Below are 17,131 nucleotides of genomic sequence, written 5' to 3' on the forward strand. Positions count from 1 at the left end.
CCCTGTGGAAGCGCCCGCTCACGGCCGGTAGATGTATGCGGCATGAGCCGCACAGGGAACGAACCCTTCGTCGACCTTTTCGACCGGCCGGCCGGCCGCCGCTCGGACGCCTCCGGCGTCACCGCGGACGGTGCCGCCTGGCTGGCCTCTGCAGGAACGTATCCCCGCAGCACCCTCGCCTTCTGGCGGGAGCGGCCGGACGCGCCGGCCGTGCTGTCCTGCGGCACCGCGTTCGACGTGGTCAACGCACCGGCGCTCTTCGGCCGCCGCATGCTGGACCGGCTGTGGGAGGAGGGCCCGGGGTCCGGACCGGTGGCCGTCCACCGGGGGCGGATGCTGCTGTTCAGCGCGCCGGGCACCGCACATCGGCTGCCCTCGCTGCTGGAGTGGGAGGAATGGGGGTCCCAGGGCCGGCGCGACACCGGCCGCACCGCGGCCATTCCCCCGCTGCTGTGCCACGGCAACGGCGACGCGGTGACCGTCCCCGCCCCGGCCGGCGCCCCCGCCCCCGGCCGGTTCGCCTCCCGCTGGCTCGTCGCCCCGGACACCCGTCACCCCTGGCTGCCGGGCCCGGAGATCCTGCTCTGGGCGGCCGTCCGAGCGGCCCGCGCGGCCGTTCGGATTTCGATTTTTCCTCCCGCGGATCAGGATGCTAAGGTCTACGACGTCAGCAGGCGCCGCTAGCTCAGTTGGTTAGAGCAGCTGACTCTTAATCAGCGGGTCCGGGGTTCGAGTCCCTGGCGGCGCACGATGGCGATGGCGGGGATGGTTCGCGGAAAGCGTGGATCGTCCCCGCCATCTCTGTTTTCCGGTCACCCCGGTGTGATCTTGACCGTGTACGCACCCGAGGCCGTACGGCTCTCCACCTCCACTCGGACGCCGTCGCCCGGCACGGTGAAGCTCTCCCCCACCTCGACGGGCGCGTCGGCCAGGGGCGGGTAGACGGAGTTCTCCCAGCAGGCCTGGGTGTGCGGGTGGGCGTCGATCACCTCGATGGGGCCGCCGCCCGACTCCGCCCCGCTGCGCACCCGGTACACCAGCACCCCCTGCCGGCACCCGGCCGCGTCGTTGCCGAGTGAGGCCCGCGCCTCGAGGGCCAGCGCACTGTCGCCCCCGGTCCGCACCACCGCCAGCTTCGTCCCGCGGCCCAGCCCGAACAGCGGCGGCCCGGCCGCAACCGTCCCCGGCAGCCCCACCCCCGATCCGTCCCTACCCGACGCGCCCGCACCCGCTGCGCCCACACCCGGTGCGCCCGCTCCCGCTTCGCCCGTCCCCGACGCCCCGGCGCCCGCCCCGCCCTCGCCCGACGCTCCAGGGCTCAGGACTCCAGGGCCCGACCTTCCGGGGTCCGCTCCGGCCGCCCCCTGCCCGCCCATGCCGGCCGGCCCCACCTCCACCGGTTCCAGTGTCAGCCGGGTCGGCCCGATGCCCCGTACGCACGTCACCTGACGGGGGTCCAGCCAGCCGAGCTTCCACTTGTGCCAGGCGAACGGGTCCGGCGACAGCGCGAACTGGCTGCCCATCAGGTCCCAGTCGCCGACGTAGGTGTCCCAGTCCCCGTTGCCGTCCGCGGGGCGGTGGTACAGGTCCGGCAGGTCGAAGACATGACCGGTCTCATGGGCGAGCACCAGCCGGTCCGGCGGGTGCCGCTCGAACACCGTTACGACCCGCCGGATGTCCGTGCCGTCGGCCCGCAGCGGGGTGTCCAGGTTGACGACCTTCGTCGCGTCCGAGTCGACGCCGGGCGCGTCCGGGTCCGCCACGAAGTAGACGACGTCGTAGCGCGAGAAGTCGACCTCCGGATCGGCCGCGGCGAGCGCGTCGCGCAGGTAGGCGGAGCGGTCCCCGGCATCCCAGTCACGGTGCATGTTGTACGCCGTGGACGGCCGCGGCATCCGGATCCAGTGCCGCAGCGGGTGCGGGCGCAGCGTGAACCTGCCGTAGGAGGCCTGTTCGAAGAAGCGGCTGGTGGCGGGGAAGTGGTCGGAGGTGAGTTCGGCCGGTGTGGTGAGCGGGGCCGAGTCGGGGAAGGACAGGAACACCATCACGGCGTCCAGCGGCCGGGTCGGCTGCACGTAGGAGGTGTTCCAGGTGTCGACGCCCTCCGAGTGGTGCGCGCCCGTGCGTTGCAGCGCGCAGGGAGTGGTCGAGAACGGCTCCGCGACCGACGGACCCGAAAGGATCGAGGTGGCGGCGACCGCCGACAGGGTGGTGAACACGGCAGCGGTGCTGCGCAGTCGGGGCCGCGCCCCGGCCCGGTCCAGCGCCTTGAGGGCGTCACGGCTGAGCGCCTTCAGGGGGAGCTGACGCGGCACGGGGACCTCCGGGTGCGGTTCGCGGGGACACCGCACCCAGCCTGTGCGAGTTTGGGGAGGTACGCCCTGTTTGTCTGCACCGGAAGGGTGAGAGGCCCGAGTTCGCGGGGTGCGGTCCGGCGAGTGCCGAGGGGAAGCGACACCCCCGGACCACTCACGGAACGTCACAAGTGGTCGGCCTCCCGAAGAACCCGTCCAGGTGTGGGCAGAAACGATCTGCCAGAAGAGCCGGTCGCCCATCGGAACCGGCAAGTGGCTGGAAGGGGTCCGGCACGAGCATCTATGATCGGCACACTTTCCTGGCACTTCCTGCGCGGACACGGGCCGGGCGGCCGTTCGTCACCCGGCCGGCCACCCGACGAGACCGATACGAAGACCGAGTGCACTGCGGGAGCGAGCGGTGAGCGGAACGTCCGAAGGGCCGACGCCCGCGGCAGACCTCATCCGGCTGAATGTCACACAGGGTGATGTTATGAAGCCTCCGGGTACCGATCCGGTCGCGGCCGCCATGGGCGAACGAGCCGCCGCCGCCAGCGCGCCCGCTCCCCCGCTCACCACCCCGGCCCAGCCCGAGGCCGCCCCCGGCCTCACTCCGATGGCGGAGCCCGCCCCCGCTCCGGCGGGATTCACCGACTTGGCCGAACCGGCGCCGGCGCCGCCGGCAGGGACACCGCCGGGGACACCGCCGGGGACACCGGCACGGGCGCAGGCACCGACGCGGACACCGGCACGGGCGCAGGCACCGGCGCGGGCACGGACGGCTGCACCGTCACCACCGTCCCCGTCCCCGTCCCCGCCCCGGTGCGGCAGGAAGCCGCTCGATCCCGTGCCGCCCGTCATGGAACCGCAGCTGGATCCCGCTCCGGCGGAGCACCCCTTCCGCTCCGCCTTCTCCGCCGCCCCCCTCGCGATGGCGGTCGTCGACCACGAGGGGGTGGTCGTCAGCGCCAACGACACCTTCGGCGCGCTGCTCGGCACCGGCCCCGGCGATCTCGCCGGGCAGGACGCCGCCGAACTGGTGGACCTGACGTCCGACGCCCGCGCACACCACGCGTACCGCGAGGTCCTCAGCGGCCACCGGGCCGGCCTGCGCTGCACCCGGCGCCTCAAACATCCCGACGGCCGCTCCCTGTGGGTGCAGGTCACGGTCGCCCCCCTGCCGCCGGACCTGCCCGGCGGCTCTCCGGACAGCTCTCCGGACGGCTCCCCGGGCGGCTCCCCGGGCGTGCTGATGTCCCTCACCGACGTCAGTGCCCGGCGGGAACTCCAGGCCCGGCTGCGGCACTTGCAGAACCACGACCCGGTGACCCGGCTGCCCAACCGCACGCTGTTCTTCGAGCGACTGTCGGCCGCGCTGGAGGCGGAGTCGTACGAGCGCGGCGGGACCGGCCGGATCGGTCTGTGCTACCTGGACCTGGACGGCTTCAAGGCGGTCAACGACACCCTGGGCCACCGCGTCGGCGACCGGCTGCTCGCGGCCGTGGCCGAGCGGCTGACCCGCTGCGCGGACGAGGCGGGCTACGGCCGTGCGAGCGCCCCCCTGGTGGCCAGGCTCGGCGGGGACGAGTTCGCGCTGCTGGTGGAGGACTCGACCGGCACCGAGCAACTCGCCGACCTGGCCGAGTCGGTGCTGACGGCCCTGCAGGCGCCGTTCGAGGTCTCCGGGCGGCGGCTGTCGGTGTCGGCGTCGATCGGCGTGGTCGAACGGCGCGCCGCCGGGACCTCGGCCACCGCCCTGATGCAGGCCGCCGATACGACGCTGTACTGGGCGAAGGCGGACGGCAAGGCCCGCTGGACCCTGTTCGACCCGGAGCGCAACGCACACCGCATGACCCGCCAGGCCCTCGTCTCCACGTTGCGCGCCGCCGTCGAGCGGGGCGAGTTCACGCTGGAGTACCAGCCGTTGGTCGGCATGGACGACGGACGGCTGCGCGGCGTCGAGGCCCTGGTCCGCTGGCGGCACCCGCAGTTCGGGGTGCTGACGCCGAACCGGTTCATCCAGCTGGCGGAGGACGACGGCTCGATCGTGCCGCTCGGCCGCTGGATCCTGGCCACCGCCTGCCGCCAGGCCCGCCGCTGGCAGCTGGACCACCCGGACGAGCCGCCGATCTTCGTCAGTGTCAACGTGGCCGTCCGCCAGGTGTGGGACTCCGACCTCGTGGCGGACGTGGCCGAGGTGCTGGCCGAGACCGGACTGGCGCCGCAGCTGCTGCAGTTGGAGCTGACCGAGTCGGCCGTGATGGGCTCGGCCGGCCGGCCGCTCCAGGCCCTGCAGGCGCTCAGCGACATGGGCGTGCACATCGCCATCGACGACTTCGGCACCGGCTACTCGAACCTCGCCTACCTCAGCCGCCTGCCGGTCTCGGTGCTGAAGCTGGACGGCTCGTTCGTACGGGGCTTCCAGCACGAGGAGCAGGCGGGGGCGGCGGACCGGCCGAGCCCCGCCGACGAGGTCATCGTCGAGGCCATGATCCAGCTCGCCCACCGGCTGGGGCTGACCGTCACGGCCGAGTGCGTGGAGACGTCCGGCCAGGCCAGCCGGCTGCGCCGGATCGGCTGCGACACCGGGCAGGGGTGGCTGTACTCGCGGCCGGTGCCGGCGGACCGCATCTCCGAGCTCCTCGACGGCCGCGCCTGCGGCCGTCGCTAGTGCTGTGGCCGGAAAGGTTTGCCGGAAAGCTCGCGGCGTCCGGTGCGGTGCATCGCAAGGCGGAGCGTCGCCCGCGTACCGGATGTACTCGGGTGATGCGACAACGCGGCGAGGTGCCGTGCCGGGCATCGCGAGCCGGTGAACCTTTCCGGTCGCAGCACTAGGGGACATCAGCTCCTGGGCAGTCCGTAGGCGTCCGCGATGAGTTCGTAGGAGCGCAGCCGTATGTCGCCGCCGTGGGCGTTGCTCGTGATCATCAACTCGTCGGCGCCGGTGCGCTTCTGCAGGCCGTCGAGGCCGGCGCGGACCTCGTCCGGGGTGCCGTGAACGACGTTCGCGTTCCAGGAGGCGACGAACTCCCGTTCCATCGGGCTGAATTCGTACGCCTCCGCCTCCTCGGGGGTGGGCACGAGGCCGGGGCGGCCGGTGCGCAGTCGGACCATGCTGAGCGCGGCGGCCAGCACCTGCCTGCGGGCCTCCCGCTCCTCGTCGGTGGCGAGGGCGGCGACACCGATGAGGGCGTACGGGGCGTCGAGCACGGCGCTGGGCCGGAAGGACTCACGGTAGAGGTCGAGGGCCGGGACGGTGTTCTGCGCGGAGAAGTGGTGGGCGAAGGCGAAGGGCAGGCCGAGCGTGCCGGCCAGCCGGGCGCTGAAGCCGGAGGAGCCGAGCAGCCAGACCGGCGGGCGGTGCGGGGACTGGACGCCGCCCGGTGAGGTGGCCTGGATCGGGCCGGGTACGGCGTGGATACGGCGGTAGGGGTGGCCGTCGGGGAAGTCGTCGTCGAGGAAGCGGGTGAGCTCGGCGAGCTGCTGGGGGAAGTCGTCGGCGCCCGGGTGACTGGGGGTCCCCCCTGCTCGAAGAGCTTGTGGGAGATCCGTGCGGCGCAGCGCGGCGGCGGTGGCACCGTCGGTGCCGGGGGCCCGGCCCAGGCCCAGATCGATACGGCCGGGGGCCATCGCCTCCAGGGTGCCGAACTGCTCCGCGATGACCAGGGGGGCGTGGTTGGGCAGCATGACACCGCCCGAGCCGAGGCGGATGCGGTCGGTGCGGGCGGCGAGGTGGGCGAGGATCACGGCCGGTGAGGAGGAGGCGACACCCGGCATCGAGTGGTGCTCGGCGACCCAGTAGCGGTGGTATCCCCGGGACTCCGCGAGGCGGGAGATCCCGACGCTGGTGCGGAGGGCGTCGGTGGCGGTGCGGCCGGCTCCTACGGTCACCAGGTCCAGTACGGAGAGGGGTACGGGCGCGGTGCCGTGCGCTTCGCCTCGGATCTCGTCTGCCACCGGGTGCCTCCTGCGGGTCGGCCGTGCGTTGCTCTGCCCGGCGTCAACAGGAGACCGTCTCCGTTTGTTCCTTTGCCGACCCGCCGGTGCGCCGCCGGGCACCGGCGGCGCACCTGGTCCGATGGGTGGGCGCGGCCGGGGTCGGGGCGCCCCTCACGGGTGTGTCATGCGGCGAGTGCGTGGCCCGGGTGGAGTACCACCTTGGTGTAGCCCTCGATCCGCTTGTCGAACTTCTCGTACGCCTGTGGTGCCTGGTCCAGCGGAAGCTCGTGGGAGACCACGAAGCTGGGCTTGGCGCGCCCGGCGATGATCAGGTCGCGCAGCTGACGGTTGTACTGCTTGACGTTGCACTGGCCGGTGCCCATCTGCTGACCCTTTTCGAACATCTTGCCGATGGAGACCAGCAGCTGGCCGTGCTTGGCGTGCTCGTCGGGTCCGCCCGGGTCGGAGGGGACGTACAGACCCGGTATGCCGAGCAGGCCGGTGGGCCGTACCGTCTCGACCAGCCCGTTGAGGACGACGGCGGGCTCCTCGTGGCTGATGTCCTTGTGGGACTGGGCCTGGTAGCCGACGGCGTCCACGCCCTTGTCGGTGCCTTCTCCTCCCGTGTGTTCCTTGATCTGCTCCGCCGGGTCGCCCTTGCTGAAGTCGATGGGGATGGCCCCGATCTGCTCCGCCTTGGCGAGCCGCTCGGGCACCCGGTCGACCGAGAACACCTTCGAGGCGCCGCGCAGCAGCGCCGAGTAGGCGGCCATCAGGCCCACCGGTCCCGCGCCGAAGACGGCCACGCTCTCACCGGGCTTCACCTGGGCGAGTTCGCAGCCGTGGTAGCCGGTCGGGAAGATGTCGGCGAGCAGCACGAAGTCCGTCTCGAACTCCTCTCCCGGCGGCAGCTTCAGGCAGTTGAAGTCGGCGTAGGGCACGCGCAGCCGCTCGGCCTGGCCACCGGTGTACGGGCCCATCGCCACGTATCCGTAGGCTCCGCCGGCGAAGCCGGGGTTCACCGTCAGACAGAACCCGGTCTTCCCGGCGAGGCAGTTCTTGCAGAATCCGCAGGCGACGTTGAACGGCATCACGACCCGGTCGCCCTGGGACAGGGAGGTCACGCCGCTGCCGGCCTCCTCGACGATGCCCATGTTCTCGTGGCCGAAGACGATGCCGGACTCGGCGGCCGTACGGCCCTCGTACATGTGCAGGTCCGATCCGCAGATCGCGGTCGACGTGACCCGTACGATCACGTCGTTCGGGTGCTGGATCCGTGGATCGTCGACATCCCGAACCGTCACGTTGAAGGGCTTCTCATAGACGACGGCTTTCACCTCGGTCACCTCCGCGTCGTACGCCTGACGAAGGCGGCGACGGCGGGGCGCTACCGGGGGAACACACGGGCAGGCGGAGACCCGTCGGCCCGTGCCGTGACCCCGGGCGTTCTCGCTGCACCGCCGGATACTTCCAGGTAACGCCCCGGTGGCGAGGACCGCAACCCGCGTCCGCCCTCGTGTCCGCCTCACACCTGAACGATCGGTTCCCGGGTGAACAGTGCGCCCAGGCCGGGGGCGTTGACCCGGCGGTCGGTCAGCCGCAGCGCCTCCCAGACGGTCACCTGGTTCGCCGTGAGGACCGGTTTGCCGAGGTCCTTCTCGAGCGTCGCGATGTGCGAGGCGGTGTGCAGGGCGGTGTCCGGCAGCAGGACCGCCTCGGCCCGAGCGGTGTCGGCCGCCCGCGCCAGGGCCAGGATCTCCGGCTCGTCCCAGCCCGCCACCTCCGCCGCCGTGGTGATCCCGGCGCTGTGGGCGGCGACCACCTCCAGCCCCCCGGCACGCAGGAAGTCCGCGAAGAGGGCGGTCACGTCCTCCGGGTAGGTCGCCGCGACCGCGACCCGCCGTGCCCCGACCTCGGGCACCGCGTGCACGAAGGCGAAGGAGGTCGAGGAGGCCGGCATGCCGGCCGTGCGGGCCAGGGTGCGCACCTGCTCGTGGGCGCCCTGCCAGCCGTGCGCGAAACTGCCGCTGGTGCTCGCCCACACCACCGCCTCCGCGCCCGCCAGCCGCAGCGCCTCCACTCCCTTCACCAGCCGCTCGGCCGAGCCCGCGTCGCGCAGCGCGTCCAGGCGGTGCGCGCCCTCGCCGATGCCGGCGTGGGCCAGGTCCACCCGGATGTCACTGCCCAGGAGCTGCTCGATGCGCGGATAGTCGTCCTCGGCGAAATGGCCCGGGTAGAGGAATCCGAGTGCGGTCATGACCAGCCTTCCTGCTGTGGTGCGGGCAGTCCTTCTCCCGCACGGGTACCCCGTCGACGCGGCGCAGCCCCCACCGCCCGCACCACCTGACGGTCACCGCTTCCCCACCGGGCCCCCACATCCTGCGGGGCATGGCCCGCATGCCCCTGGGTAGCCGCGCGCCCATGGCTCCACCACATGCACATGCGCTTGGGAAAGGCAGACAGATACCCGGGCCCAGCCGCCGGTCGCTGCTCGCGGGGGTCGCGGCGCTCGGCGCGCTGGGCGCGGCGGGATGCAGCCGCGTGGCCTCGGCATCCGCCGAGAAGGGCGGTGACCTGCTTCGCAGACTCAGGGCTCAGGGCGTCGTACGGCTCGGCATCGCGGGCGAGATCCCGTTCGGGTACATCGACAAGAACGGCAACCTGACTGGCGAGGCGCCCGAGTTGGCGCGGGTCGTCTTCAAACGCCTGGGCGTGGACCGGGTGCAGCCGGTGCCGACCGAGTTCGGCTCGCTCATCCCGGGGCTGAACTCCCAGCAGTTCGACGTCGTGGCCGCCGGGATGTATGTGAACCCGGACCGCTGCGAGCAGGTCATTTTCACCGACCCCGACTACCGGATGCTCGACTCCTTCATCGTGCGCAAGGGCAACCCGAAGGGGCTGCACAGCTACCAGGACGTGGTGCGCAAGAAGGCGAGGTTCGCGACCGGCACCGGATACGCGGAGATCCAGTACGCGGTGGAGGCCGGGTACCGGCAGAGCGACATCCTCATCGTCCCCGACCAGGTGGCCGGGCTGAACGCCGTCGAGGCCGGGCGTGTGGACGTCTTCGCCGGTACGGCGCTGACCACCCGCGAGGTGGTGAAGAAGTCGTCGAAGGCCGAGGCGACCGAGCCCTTCGCGCCGCTGGTGAAGGGCAAGCCGCACGTCGACGGTGGCGCCTTCGCGTTCCGGCCGAACGAGACGAGGCTGCGGGACGCCTTCAACGTGGAGCTGCACAGGCTGAAGAAGAGCGGCGAGCTGTTCCGGATCCTTGAGCCCTTCGGGTTCACCAGGGACGAGATGACGGATCTGACCGCGAAGGAGCTGTGCGGCGGATGACCAAGGGACTCTGGGAACTGGTACTCCAAGGCGCCTGGACCACCGTCCAGCTGCTGTTCCTCAGCGCGCTGCTGGCCACCGCCGTGTCCTTCGTGGCCGGCGTGGCCCGCACCCACCGGCTCTGGATCGTCCGCTTCCTCGCGGGCTTCTACACCGAGGTGTTCCGCGGGACCTCGGCGCTGGTGATGATCTTCTGGGTGTTCTTCGTGCTGCCGCCCGCCTTCGGCTGGCAGCTGGTGCCGATGTGGGCGGGCACGCTGGCGCTCGGGCTGACGTACGGGGCGTACGGCTCGGAGATCGTGCGCGGCGCGCTGAACGCGGTGGACCCGGCGCAGCGGGAGGGCGGTGTCGCGCTCAGCTTCACGCCCTGGCAGCGGATGCGGCTGATCCTGCTGCCGCAGGCGGTGCCGGAGATGATCCCCTCCTTCTGCAACCTGCTGATCGAGCTGCTCAAGGGCACCTCGCTGGTGTCGATCATGGGCATGGGCGACCTGGCGTTCAGCGGCAACCTGGTGCGGCTGGCACTGCAGGAGAGCGCGGAGATCTACACGTATGTGCTGCTCATCTACTTCGTGCTCGCGTTCGTACTGACCCGGCTGATGCGCGGGCTGGAGAAGCGGCTGAAGCGGGGGGTCGGCAAGGACCCCCGCAACGAGGCGGGCGCGCGTGAGCCGGGGCGCGCCGAGACGACCGGCGTGGGAGCCGCGGGAGGTGGTGTCGCGTGAAGTGGGACTGGGGCGCCGTGAGCGACTTCATGCCGCACTTCTGGGAGGGACTGCTGGTCACCCTGCAGGCTCTCGCCCTCGGCTCGGTGATCTCGTTCGCGCTGGGCCTGGTGTGGGCGCTGCTGATGCGGACGCCCACCCGGTGGCTGCGCTGGCCGGTGGGGGCGGTGACGGAGTTCGTCCGGAACACTCCGCTGCTGGTGCAGCTGTTCTTCCTCTTCTACGTGCTGCCCGAGTGGGGGCTGACCTTCTCGGCCCTGGCCACCGGCGTCTTCGCGATCGGGTTGCACTACTCGACGTACACGATGCAGGTCTACCGGGCCGGCATCGAGGCGGTGCCCGCCGGCCAGTGGGAGGCGGCGACGGCGCTGAACCTGCCGCGGCGGCGGACGTGGACGGCGGTGATCCTGCCGCAGGCGATCCGCCGGGTCGTCCCGGCGCTCGGCAACTACGTCATCTCGATGCTCAAGGACACGCCGATGCTGATGGCGATCACCGTGCTGGAGATGCTCGGGCAGGCGCGGCTGTTCTCGCAGCAGCACTTCCAGTTCACCGAGCCGCTGACCGTGATCGGCGTGGCCTTCGTCCTCGTTTCCTATCTGGCCTCCCTCCTCCTGCGAGCACTGGAGCGACGTCTTGTCCGTTGACACCGCCAAGAATCCCGACCGTCCCATCGACGCCACCCCGGCCTCCGAACTGGTCCGTCTGGAGAACGTGACCAAGCGGTTCGGGGACCACACGGTCCTCGACGGGCTCGACTTCTCCGTCGAGGCCGGCAAGCACGTCACGCTGATCGGCCCCTCCGGCTCGGGCAAGACCACGATCCTGCGGCTGCTGATGACGCTGACCCGGCCCGACGAGGGCACCATCACGGTCGACGGTGAGCGCCTCTTCCCGGCCCCCGGGAAGCAGGTACGCGAGATCCGCAAGAAGATCGGGATGGTCTTCCAGCACTTCAACCTGTTCCCGAACATGACGGTCCTCAGGAACATCACCGAGGCCCCCGTCACGGTGCTCGGCATGTCCAGGGACGAGGCGAAGGCCCGTGCCCGGGAACTGCTGGAGCTGGTGGGGCTGGCCGACAAGCGCGACGCCCGCCCCTCCCAGCTGTCCGGCGGTCAGCAGCAGCGGGTGGCGATCGCCCGGGCGCTGGCGATGCGGCCGCGCGTGCTGCTGCTCGACGAGGTGACCTCGGCGCTGGACCCGGAGCTGGTCGCGGGCGTCCTGGACGTGCTGCGGGACATCGCCCGCTCCACGGACATCACCATGCTCTGCGTGACCCACGAGATGGGCTTCGCCCGGGACATCTCCGACCAGGTGCTCATGTTCGACTCGGGGCGCGTGGTGGAGTCCGGTCCGCCGGAGAAGATCTTCGGCGATCCGGAGCAGGAGCGGACCCGGGAGTTCCTCAGCGCGGTGCTGTGACCGGAGCGGCCCCTCCCGGCGGCTACTCGGCTACATGGCTACATGGCTACATGGCTACATGGCCAAGCGGCTACGCGAAGTGAACCAGCCGTCACACCAGGTCCGGGGCGCCGCCGGTGCCGAGGGGCTGCGCCGGTGGGCCGGCGCCCCGTTCAAGAGCGCCGCAATCTCGCCAACACCCGTCCCCTGCTGGGCGTTTGACCGATATCGTGGAGGGGATCGACCGACCGGATCACGGCCCAGACAGCGAGCGCAGGGGGAAACCGTGGCGCTGATGCACGAGCCGACCGCCCCGTACCACTGGGCCCAGGACGCCCTGCGCGTGCTGGAGGCGTTGGCGCGCCACCGCTCCGGGGCCACCGACACCGAGCTCGCCCGCCGCACCGGACTGACCCCCGAGCGGCTGACGGGGCTGCTGCGCATGCTGCGGCGCGAGGGCTACGTCGAGCAGATCTCCGACGGCGCCTACGTGACCGGGGACTCCCTCGCCCGCCTCGGCTCCGCCCGGGGCCACGAGCAGGCCCTGCGCGACCAGCTCCAGCGGACCCTGGACCGGCTGCGCGACTCGGTGGGCGCGGCCGTCTACATCAGCCGGTACGTCGACGGCGAGGTCAAGGTCACCCAGTACGCCGACGGCCCGGCCACCCCCGCGGTCCACGAGTGGGTCGACTTCCGCTGCTCCGCCCACGCCACCGCGGTCGGAAAGAGCCTGCTGACCCAGCTCGACCACAACGGGCGGCGCGACCACCTCGCCCGGCACAAGATGGCCCGGCTGACCTCGCGGACCATCACCAGCGACAAGCTGCTGCTGTCCCGCCTGGCCGCCCAGCCGGCCACGGTCCCGGTCCTGGACCTGCAGGAGTACGCGATCGGCACGGTCTGCGCGGCCGTCCCGATCACGGCCGGTTCTGCGGTGGGCTGCCTCGCGCTGTCGCTGCCCGTCACGCACGCGCACCGGCTGCGCCGGGCCGCGGACCAGCTCAACCGCAACGCGGCGCCGGTGCTGCTGTCCCTGACGATCTAGCTCTTCGCAGGTGGTCACGAGCACCCCCGGAAACCAGGTAGTATTTTCTTCGTCGCCGGCCGCGGAAGCGGACGGCGGGAGTCATGCGCCGCTAGCTCAGTTGGTTAGAGCAGCTGACTCTTAATCAGCGGGTCCGGGGTTCGAGTCCCTGGCGGCGCACGTTGAAGTCGGCGGGTCCTGTTCGCGAAAGCGTGAACCGGACCCGCCATCTTCGTTTCCGCGCGGCTTCACCGCGCGACGCGGGGGCTGCGCCACCCGCACTCCGGGCGCCATGCGCGCCGGCTACGGCAGGAGGTCGCCGGCCGCCGAGAACATGAGGTGCACGACGACCATGAAGACGACGCAGGCCGCGATGAACACCCCGAGGAAGGCCGAGGCGCAGCCCGACTCCACCGCGAGCTTCCCGCGCGCCGGGGCGTGCGCGGTCGCGCGCTCCGGCTGCTCGGCCGTGTAGTGCACGGTGACGATGTCGCCCTCGACGGTCGTCGCCGGTCCGTTGCGTTCCTCGAAGCGGACGCCGCGGCCCTCGCGCGTGGTGAACTCGTACACGTGGTGCCGGGTGGTGCTCACGGAGGTCTCGCCGCCGCCGCTGGTCGTGGTGTACGTCCGCAGGCACCGCGCGTCGGCCGTCAGCCCGCTGCCCCACGCGGTCCTGATCTGCCGGGCGCGCTGCAGCGCGAGGACCAGAGTGAGGACGGCGCCGCTGATCATGAGCATCGGCACGACGTAGAACAGCGCTTCCATGAGGCCCCCCGGCGCTCCGTGCGCGGCCGTGATCGGCCGGCGTGGGAGGAACCTACCCACGCCGGCCGCGCCGGTGGCTCAAGGGATGCTCAGAACGTGACGTCGGAGCAGGCGTAGAACGCGTTGCCCGTGTCGGCGATCGTCCAGACCGCGACGATCATGTGGTGGCCGCTCAGCCCGCCGGGCAGGGTGCCGCTGTGGCTGAGCGTGGCCGGCGGGCGCCGACCGCCGTAGGGGACCGTGAGGAACGGGGTCGTGTCGAGGTCGGCTCGGGTCAGGGCGTGGTTCTGGTTCCAGCCCTGCCTGGTGACGTAGTACTTGAAGTCGGTCGTGGCGTGCATGGCCGTGAACTGCCAGCGGAAGGTGTAGCTCTGCCCGCCGGTGACCTTCGTGGTGGGCCAGGCGCCGCCCGAGGGGGTGCGTGGGCCGTCGAGCTGGCCGAACCGGCTGTTGTTGCCGGAACAGATCTGCCCGTCGGCCGGTCCGGACGCCGGGAAGCCCTTGGGCCCCTCGACGCTCTGCGGCTCCCACTGGATGTCGCCGCAGTTGGTCACGGTGCCGTTCGCGCAGAGCTTCTGCCGGCTGATGGGGAGGTCGGTGTAGCCGTGGCTGCTGGCGCCGCCGGTGGAGAGCACGAAGGCTCCGGCGGTGGTGAGGCCCAGCACGGCCGCGTACAACTTGGCCTTGGTGCGCATGCTGCCGCTCCTGGAGAACGTGGGGAGTTTCAGTGAGCTGTGCAGGTCTAGACCAAGTAGCAGATTATTGCCACCTCTTGGATGTGTCCATATCAAAAGAGGTGTCCATGGCCATCACACCCCGGGTTCCCGGTACCCCTCGCGGAAGGAGACCGTGAGATCCCGCACCAGCGCCTTGCGCTCGTAGTCGTCGAGTTCGACCAGCCCGCGCGTGGTCAGCCGGGTCACCGTGTCCTCCACCGAGTCCACGACCGAGCTCAGCAGGGTGGCCCGCTGCTGGGCGTCCAGCGCGGCGATGCTGCGCCGGTGCATGTCCTCGGCCACCTCGGGCGCGTACTCCACCAGGGCCGGCTGGACCGAGAACACCTCGAGCCCGACCGGCGCCGTCTCACGCGCCACCAGCCGGGTCAGCGTGTCCCCGGTCGCCTCCACCGGCCCGCAGGCGCCGCCCGGCGTCCGAACCGGCACCCGGGCCAGCGCCGCCTCCACGCACTCGCGCAGATAGGCCTCGTGGTCGTCGATCCCGAGCGCGGCCCGCGCGGTGTCCCGCACCCGCCACACCACGAGCACCGCCACCCGCAGCGCGACCCCTCCGGCGTCGGCGGCCGGCATCGGCTCGCTGCGCCAGTGCCGCAGCCGGACGTCGATCCGGCGGCGGCGCACCAGCGGGTTGACCCACATCAGCCCGGTGCGCCGGACGGTCCCCCGGTAGCGGCCGAACAGGCCGAGCACCCAGGCTCGCCCGGTCCGGCCCCGGGTCAGCCCGCCGAGGCCGGCCAGACCGAGCGCCCCGGCCCCGGCGTACGCGACCCACTGCGGCAGGCCGGGCCCCGGGCCCGCGGAGGCCGGCAGCCGCAACGCCCCTGTGGCGAGCGGCGGCAGCACACCCGCCCACCACGAGGTGAGCACACAGCCCGCCGCCCCGCAGGCCCCGGCCAGGACGCCCACCGTCCCCGGCAGCACCCGCGCCGGCCGCTCCACCAGTTCCGGGTCCATCTCCGGCACCGGCCGGGTGGGGACCCGGCGCCTGAAGCGCGGCTGCTCGCCCGTGCCCTGCCTGCTGGCGACGACCGCGGGCCTGAGCCGCTCGGGGGCCGGATGGGGTTCGGGGTCGTCGCGGAAGAGCAGGTGAACCGGGATCTCGGTGGTCACCTCGTTCTGGATGAGCCGGGGGACGGAACGGTTCGCCCGGCCGTCCGCGGCCACCGCCCTCTCGCGGCCCTCGGGGTCGGGTGTGGGGGAAGTCGTCGTACTCGTGCCTGCCATACCTGCCTCCAGCCTCCGCGCCAGATGGTTCAGGACAGTTGGGTCGCCGCCCGTTCGCGGCGGTGGGTCACCCCCGCGGCGCGTGGGGCCTCATGCGAACAGCCGCCGCCAGGTCTCCGGCCCCGGGTAGCCGTCCGCCGCGCCGCCCCGCCAGCCCTGGGCCCGCTGGAACGCCTCGACCGCCCTGCGGTCCGCCTCCGACCAGCGCGGACCCGGACCGGTCGCGTAGAACCTGCCGTACCCCTTCTGCACCAGCCGCTGCCCCAGCCGTGTGACGTACGTGCCGGCGGCTCCCGGCCGGAACAGTGCCCGCCCCGGGTAGCCGGGCACCCCGTGCGAGGCGGGGGACCCGGCCGCGGCCCCGATGTTCTTGCCCCGGCCGGTCGCCAGCAGCCGCCAGGTCCCCGGCCCCGGCAGCCCGTCCGCGTCCGCCCCGGTCCAGCCCTGGGCCCGCTGGAAGGCCTGCGTCGCCTTCCGGTCCGCCTCCGACCAGCGCGGACCCGGACCGTGCGGGTAGTGGGCGGCACCGCCCCGGGCGACGAGCAGCTGCCCGAGCCGGGTGACGTGGCGGTTGTTCGCGCCGGGGCCGAAGGAGGCGGCCCCCGGATACGGCTCGGGCGAGGCCGCCTTCGGGCCGGCCGCACCCCGGGTGACGCCCTTGTAGCGGTAGGGGACGTACCGCGACGAGTTGCTCCAGTAGGCGTAGGGAGTGGTCTTGCGCCGGGTGCGCGGCGGGACCTGCTCGTAGGCGATGTAACGGGTGTGCTTGTGGTCGGTCCAGCCGCCGAAGAGCACCACGTGCGAGCCCTTCTGAGGGTTGTCAGGGTTGTGGTGGAGCAGGATGTCGCCGGGTTCGAGCTGCGCCTTCTTGATCCGGGCCGCGTACCCGCCCAGGCTGCCCGTCCACTCGTTGCGCGGCAGGTTCCAGGCCATCGAGACGAAGCCCGAGCAGTCCTGGCGGTATCCGTCCGGCCAGAAGGAGTACATGCTGTACGGCACCCGGGCACTGATCCACTTCTTGGCGCGGGCGATGATCGCCGTGCGGGTGGTGGCGCGGATCACGACCTGGCCCCCCGCCTTGGCCGGTTCGCCGTCCGGGCCGTGCAGCGGGGCCGGCTTCCCCTGCGGGGTGTCGACCTCGCCGTCCCCGCCGGCACCCGGCCGGCCCGGAGCGTGGACGGCGGCGCCGGCGGCGACGGACGGGGGCGCGTGACCGACACCGAGGGCGGCGGTGGTGACAGTGACGGCCGTCACAAGGAGCACGCATCGCATCTGACGCTTCGTACGGATATGTCCCGATCTGTGCACATTGATCAGTGTCACAACTGTCGCCGGGGCGCGCATGTTGACGGTCCGAATGATGTACCGCGGCCACCCGGGGGCCCGCCCACCAGCCACGGGTGGTCCGGAGCACCGCACCACGTCATGTAGAGTTAACGGCGTCAGCAGGCGCCGCTAGCTCAGTTGGTTAGAGCAGCTGACTCTTAATCAGCGGGTCCGGGGTTCGAGTCCCTGGCGGCGCACCACAGCAAGACCCCTCGCGGAAGCGAGGGGTCTTTTGCGTTACCAGCTTTTGCGTTACCCGCTCTTTACAGTCGCACCCTTGTGCGTTTATGCGCCGTAAACTCCTCATTTCGCATCTTGCGATCATGCTGAACACCGTAGAACCCTGGATGCCAA

The 17,131-nt window shown here is 71.8% G+C and carries 15 protein-coding genes and 3 tRNA genes; 10 read left to right on the top strand and 8 right to left on the bottom strand.

Annotation, left to right across the window (positions count from 1 at the left end; translation table 11 throughout):
- Window positions 1–42: 42 nt before the first annotated feature.
- Window positions 43–684 (top strand): bifunctional DNA primase/polymerase, encoded by a 642-nt coding sequence (locus tag ACH4UM_RS17020; RefSeq protein WP_398179154.1) that lies wholly within the window; start codon window positions 43–45, stop codon window positions 682–684.
- Window positions 675–748, top strand: a tRNA-Lys gene (locus ACH4UM_RS17025). Before ACH4UM_RS17020 ends, ACH4UM_RS17025 begins: the two co-directional genes overlap by 10 nt.
- A 64-nt stretch (window positions 749–812) precedes the next feature.
- Here ACH4UM_RS17025 and ACH4UM_RS17030 read toward each other — a convergent pair.
- Complete coding sequence (locus ACH4UM_RS17030) at window positions 813–2,315, bottom strand: M6 family metalloprotease domain-containing protein (RefSeq protein WP_398179157.1); 1,503 nt, start codon at window positions 2,313–2,315, stop codon at window positions 813–815.
- 838 nt (window positions 2,316–3,153) lie between these two features.
- Between ACH4UM_RS17030 and ACH4UM_RS17035 the strand changes: the two genes are divergently transcribed.
- A complete protein-coding gene (locus tag ACH4UM_RS17035) occupies window positions 3,154–4,965 on the top strand; it encodes a putative bifunctional diguanylate cyclase/phosphodiesterase (protein ID WP_398179160.1) in 1,812 nt (603 codons plus the stop codon).
- 170 nt (window positions 4,966–5,135) lie between these two features.
- On the opposite strand, the gene ACH4UM_RS17040 is transcribed toward ACH4UM_RS17035, so the two are convergent.
- From ACH4UM_RS17040 to ACH4UM_RS17050, 3 genes are all read right to left on the bottom strand, one after another.
- Entirely contained in the window at window positions 5,136–6,251 is a 1,116-nt protein-coding gene (locus tag ACH4UM_RS17040) for an LLM class flavin-dependent oxidoreductase (protein WP_398179163.1), read from the bottom strand.
- 164 nt (window positions 6,252–6,415) lie between these two features.
- Window positions 6,416–7,570 carry a glutathione-independent formaldehyde dehydrogenase gene (locus ACH4UM_RS17045; RefSeq protein WP_398179593.1) on the bottom strand — a complete coding sequence of 385 codons (1,155 nt, stop codon included), beginning with the start codon at window positions 7,568–7,570 and terminating at the stop codon, window positions 6,416–6,418.
- 188 nt (window positions 7,571–7,758) lie between these two features.
- Window positions 7,759–8,490: a decarboxylase gene (locus ACH4UM_RS17050; protein WP_398179166.1), complete on the bottom strand. Its 732-nt coding sequence runs from the start codon at window positions 8,488–8,490 to the stop codon at window positions 7,759–7,761.
- Between the two features lie 164 nt (window positions 8,491–8,654).
- Here ACH4UM_RS17050 and ehuB point away from each other — a divergent pair, with 164 nt between their 5' ends.
- From ehuB to ACH4UM_RS17080, 6 genes are all read left to right on the top strand, one after another.
- Complete coding sequence (ehuB, locus tag ACH4UM_RS17055) at window positions 8,655–9,572, top strand: ectoine/hydroxyectoine ABC transporter substrate-binding protein EhuB (protein WP_398179169.1); 918 nt, start codon at window positions 8,655–8,657, stop codon at window positions 9,570–9,572.
- The gene (gene ehuC / locus ACH4UM_RS17060; protein WP_398179172.1) at window positions 9,569–10,297 is read left to right on the top strand and encodes an ectoine/hydroxyectoine ABC transporter permease subunit EhuC; all 729 of its coding nucleotides are present in this window, start codon (window positions 9,569–9,571) and stop codon (window positions 10,295–10,297) included. The genes ehuB and ehuC overlap by 4 nt, the downstream gene beginning before the upstream one ends.
- Complete coding sequence (gene ehuD, locus ACH4UM_RS17065; protein WP_398179175.1) at window positions 10,294–10,944, top strand: ectoine/hydroxyectoine ABC transporter permease subunit EhuD; 651 nt, start codon at window positions 10,294–10,296, stop codon at window positions 10,942–10,944. The genes ehuC and ehuD overlap by 4 nt, the downstream gene beginning before the upstream one ends.
- A complete protein-coding gene (gene ehuA / locus ACH4UM_RS17070; protein WP_398179178.1) occupies window positions 10,934–11,722 on the top strand; it encodes an ectoine/hydroxyectoine ABC transporter ATP-binding protein EhuA in 789 nt (262 codons plus the stop codon). The genes ehuD and ehuA overlap by 11 nt, the downstream gene beginning before the upstream one ends.
- 265 nt (window positions 11,723–11,987) lie before the next feature.
- Window positions 11,988–12,746, top strand: a complete 759-nt coding sequence (locus ACH4UM_RS17075) for an IclR family transcriptional regulator (RefSeq protein WP_398179181.1) — start codon at window positions 11,988–11,990, stop codon at window positions 12,744–12,746.
- A gap of 85 nt (window positions 12,747–12,831) precedes the next feature.
- Window positions 12,832–12,905: transfer RNA gene (locus tag ACH4UM_RS17080), tRNA-Lys, on the top strand.
- A 123-nt stretch (window positions 12,906–13,028) separates the two neighbouring features.
- Here ACH4UM_RS17080 and ACH4UM_RS17085 read toward each other — a convergent pair.
- The 4 genes from ACH4UM_RS17085 to ACH4UM_RS17100 form a co-directional block, all read right to left on the bottom strand.
- Window positions 13,029–13,490, bottom strand: coding sequence for a DUF3592 domain-containing protein (locus tag ACH4UM_RS17085; protein ID WP_398179184.1), 462 nt, complete (start codon window positions 13,488–13,490; stop codon window positions 13,029–13,031).
- Between the two features lie 89 nt (window positions 13,491–13,579).
- Window positions 13,580–14,185, bottom strand: coding sequence for a lytic polysaccharide monooxygenase (locus ACH4UM_RS17090; RefSeq protein ID WP_398179187.1), 606 nt, complete (start codon window positions 14,183–14,185; stop codon window positions 13,580–13,582).
- Window positions 14,186–14,299: 114 nt separating this feature from the next.
- A complete protein-coding gene (locus tag ACH4UM_RS17095) occupies window positions 14,300–15,451 on the bottom strand; it encodes an SPFH domain-containing protein (RefSeq protein ID WP_398179190.1) in 1,152 nt (383 codons plus the stop codon).
- Between the two features lie 90 nt (window positions 15,452–15,541).
- The gene (locus tag ACH4UM_RS17100) at window positions 15,542–16,795 is read right to left on the bottom strand and encodes a peptidoglycan-binding protein (RefSeq protein WP_398179193.1); all 1,254 of its coding nucleotides are present in this window, start codon (window positions 16,793–16,795) and stop codon (window positions 15,542–15,544) included.
- A gap of 105 nt (window positions 16,796–16,900) precedes the next feature.
- On the opposite strand from ACH4UM_RS17100, the gene ACH4UM_RS17105 reads away from it, so the two are divergent.
- Window positions 16,901–16,977: transfer RNA gene (locus ACH4UM_RS17105), tRNA-Lys, on the top strand.
- Window positions 16,978–17,131 lie beyond the last annotated feature (154 nt).

The sequence above is a fragment of the Streptomyces sp. NPDC020801 genome (assembly GCF_044334385.1).
Taxonomy (GTDB): domain Bacteria; phylum Actinomycetota; class Actinomycetes; order Streptomycetales; family Streptomycetaceae; genus Streptomyces.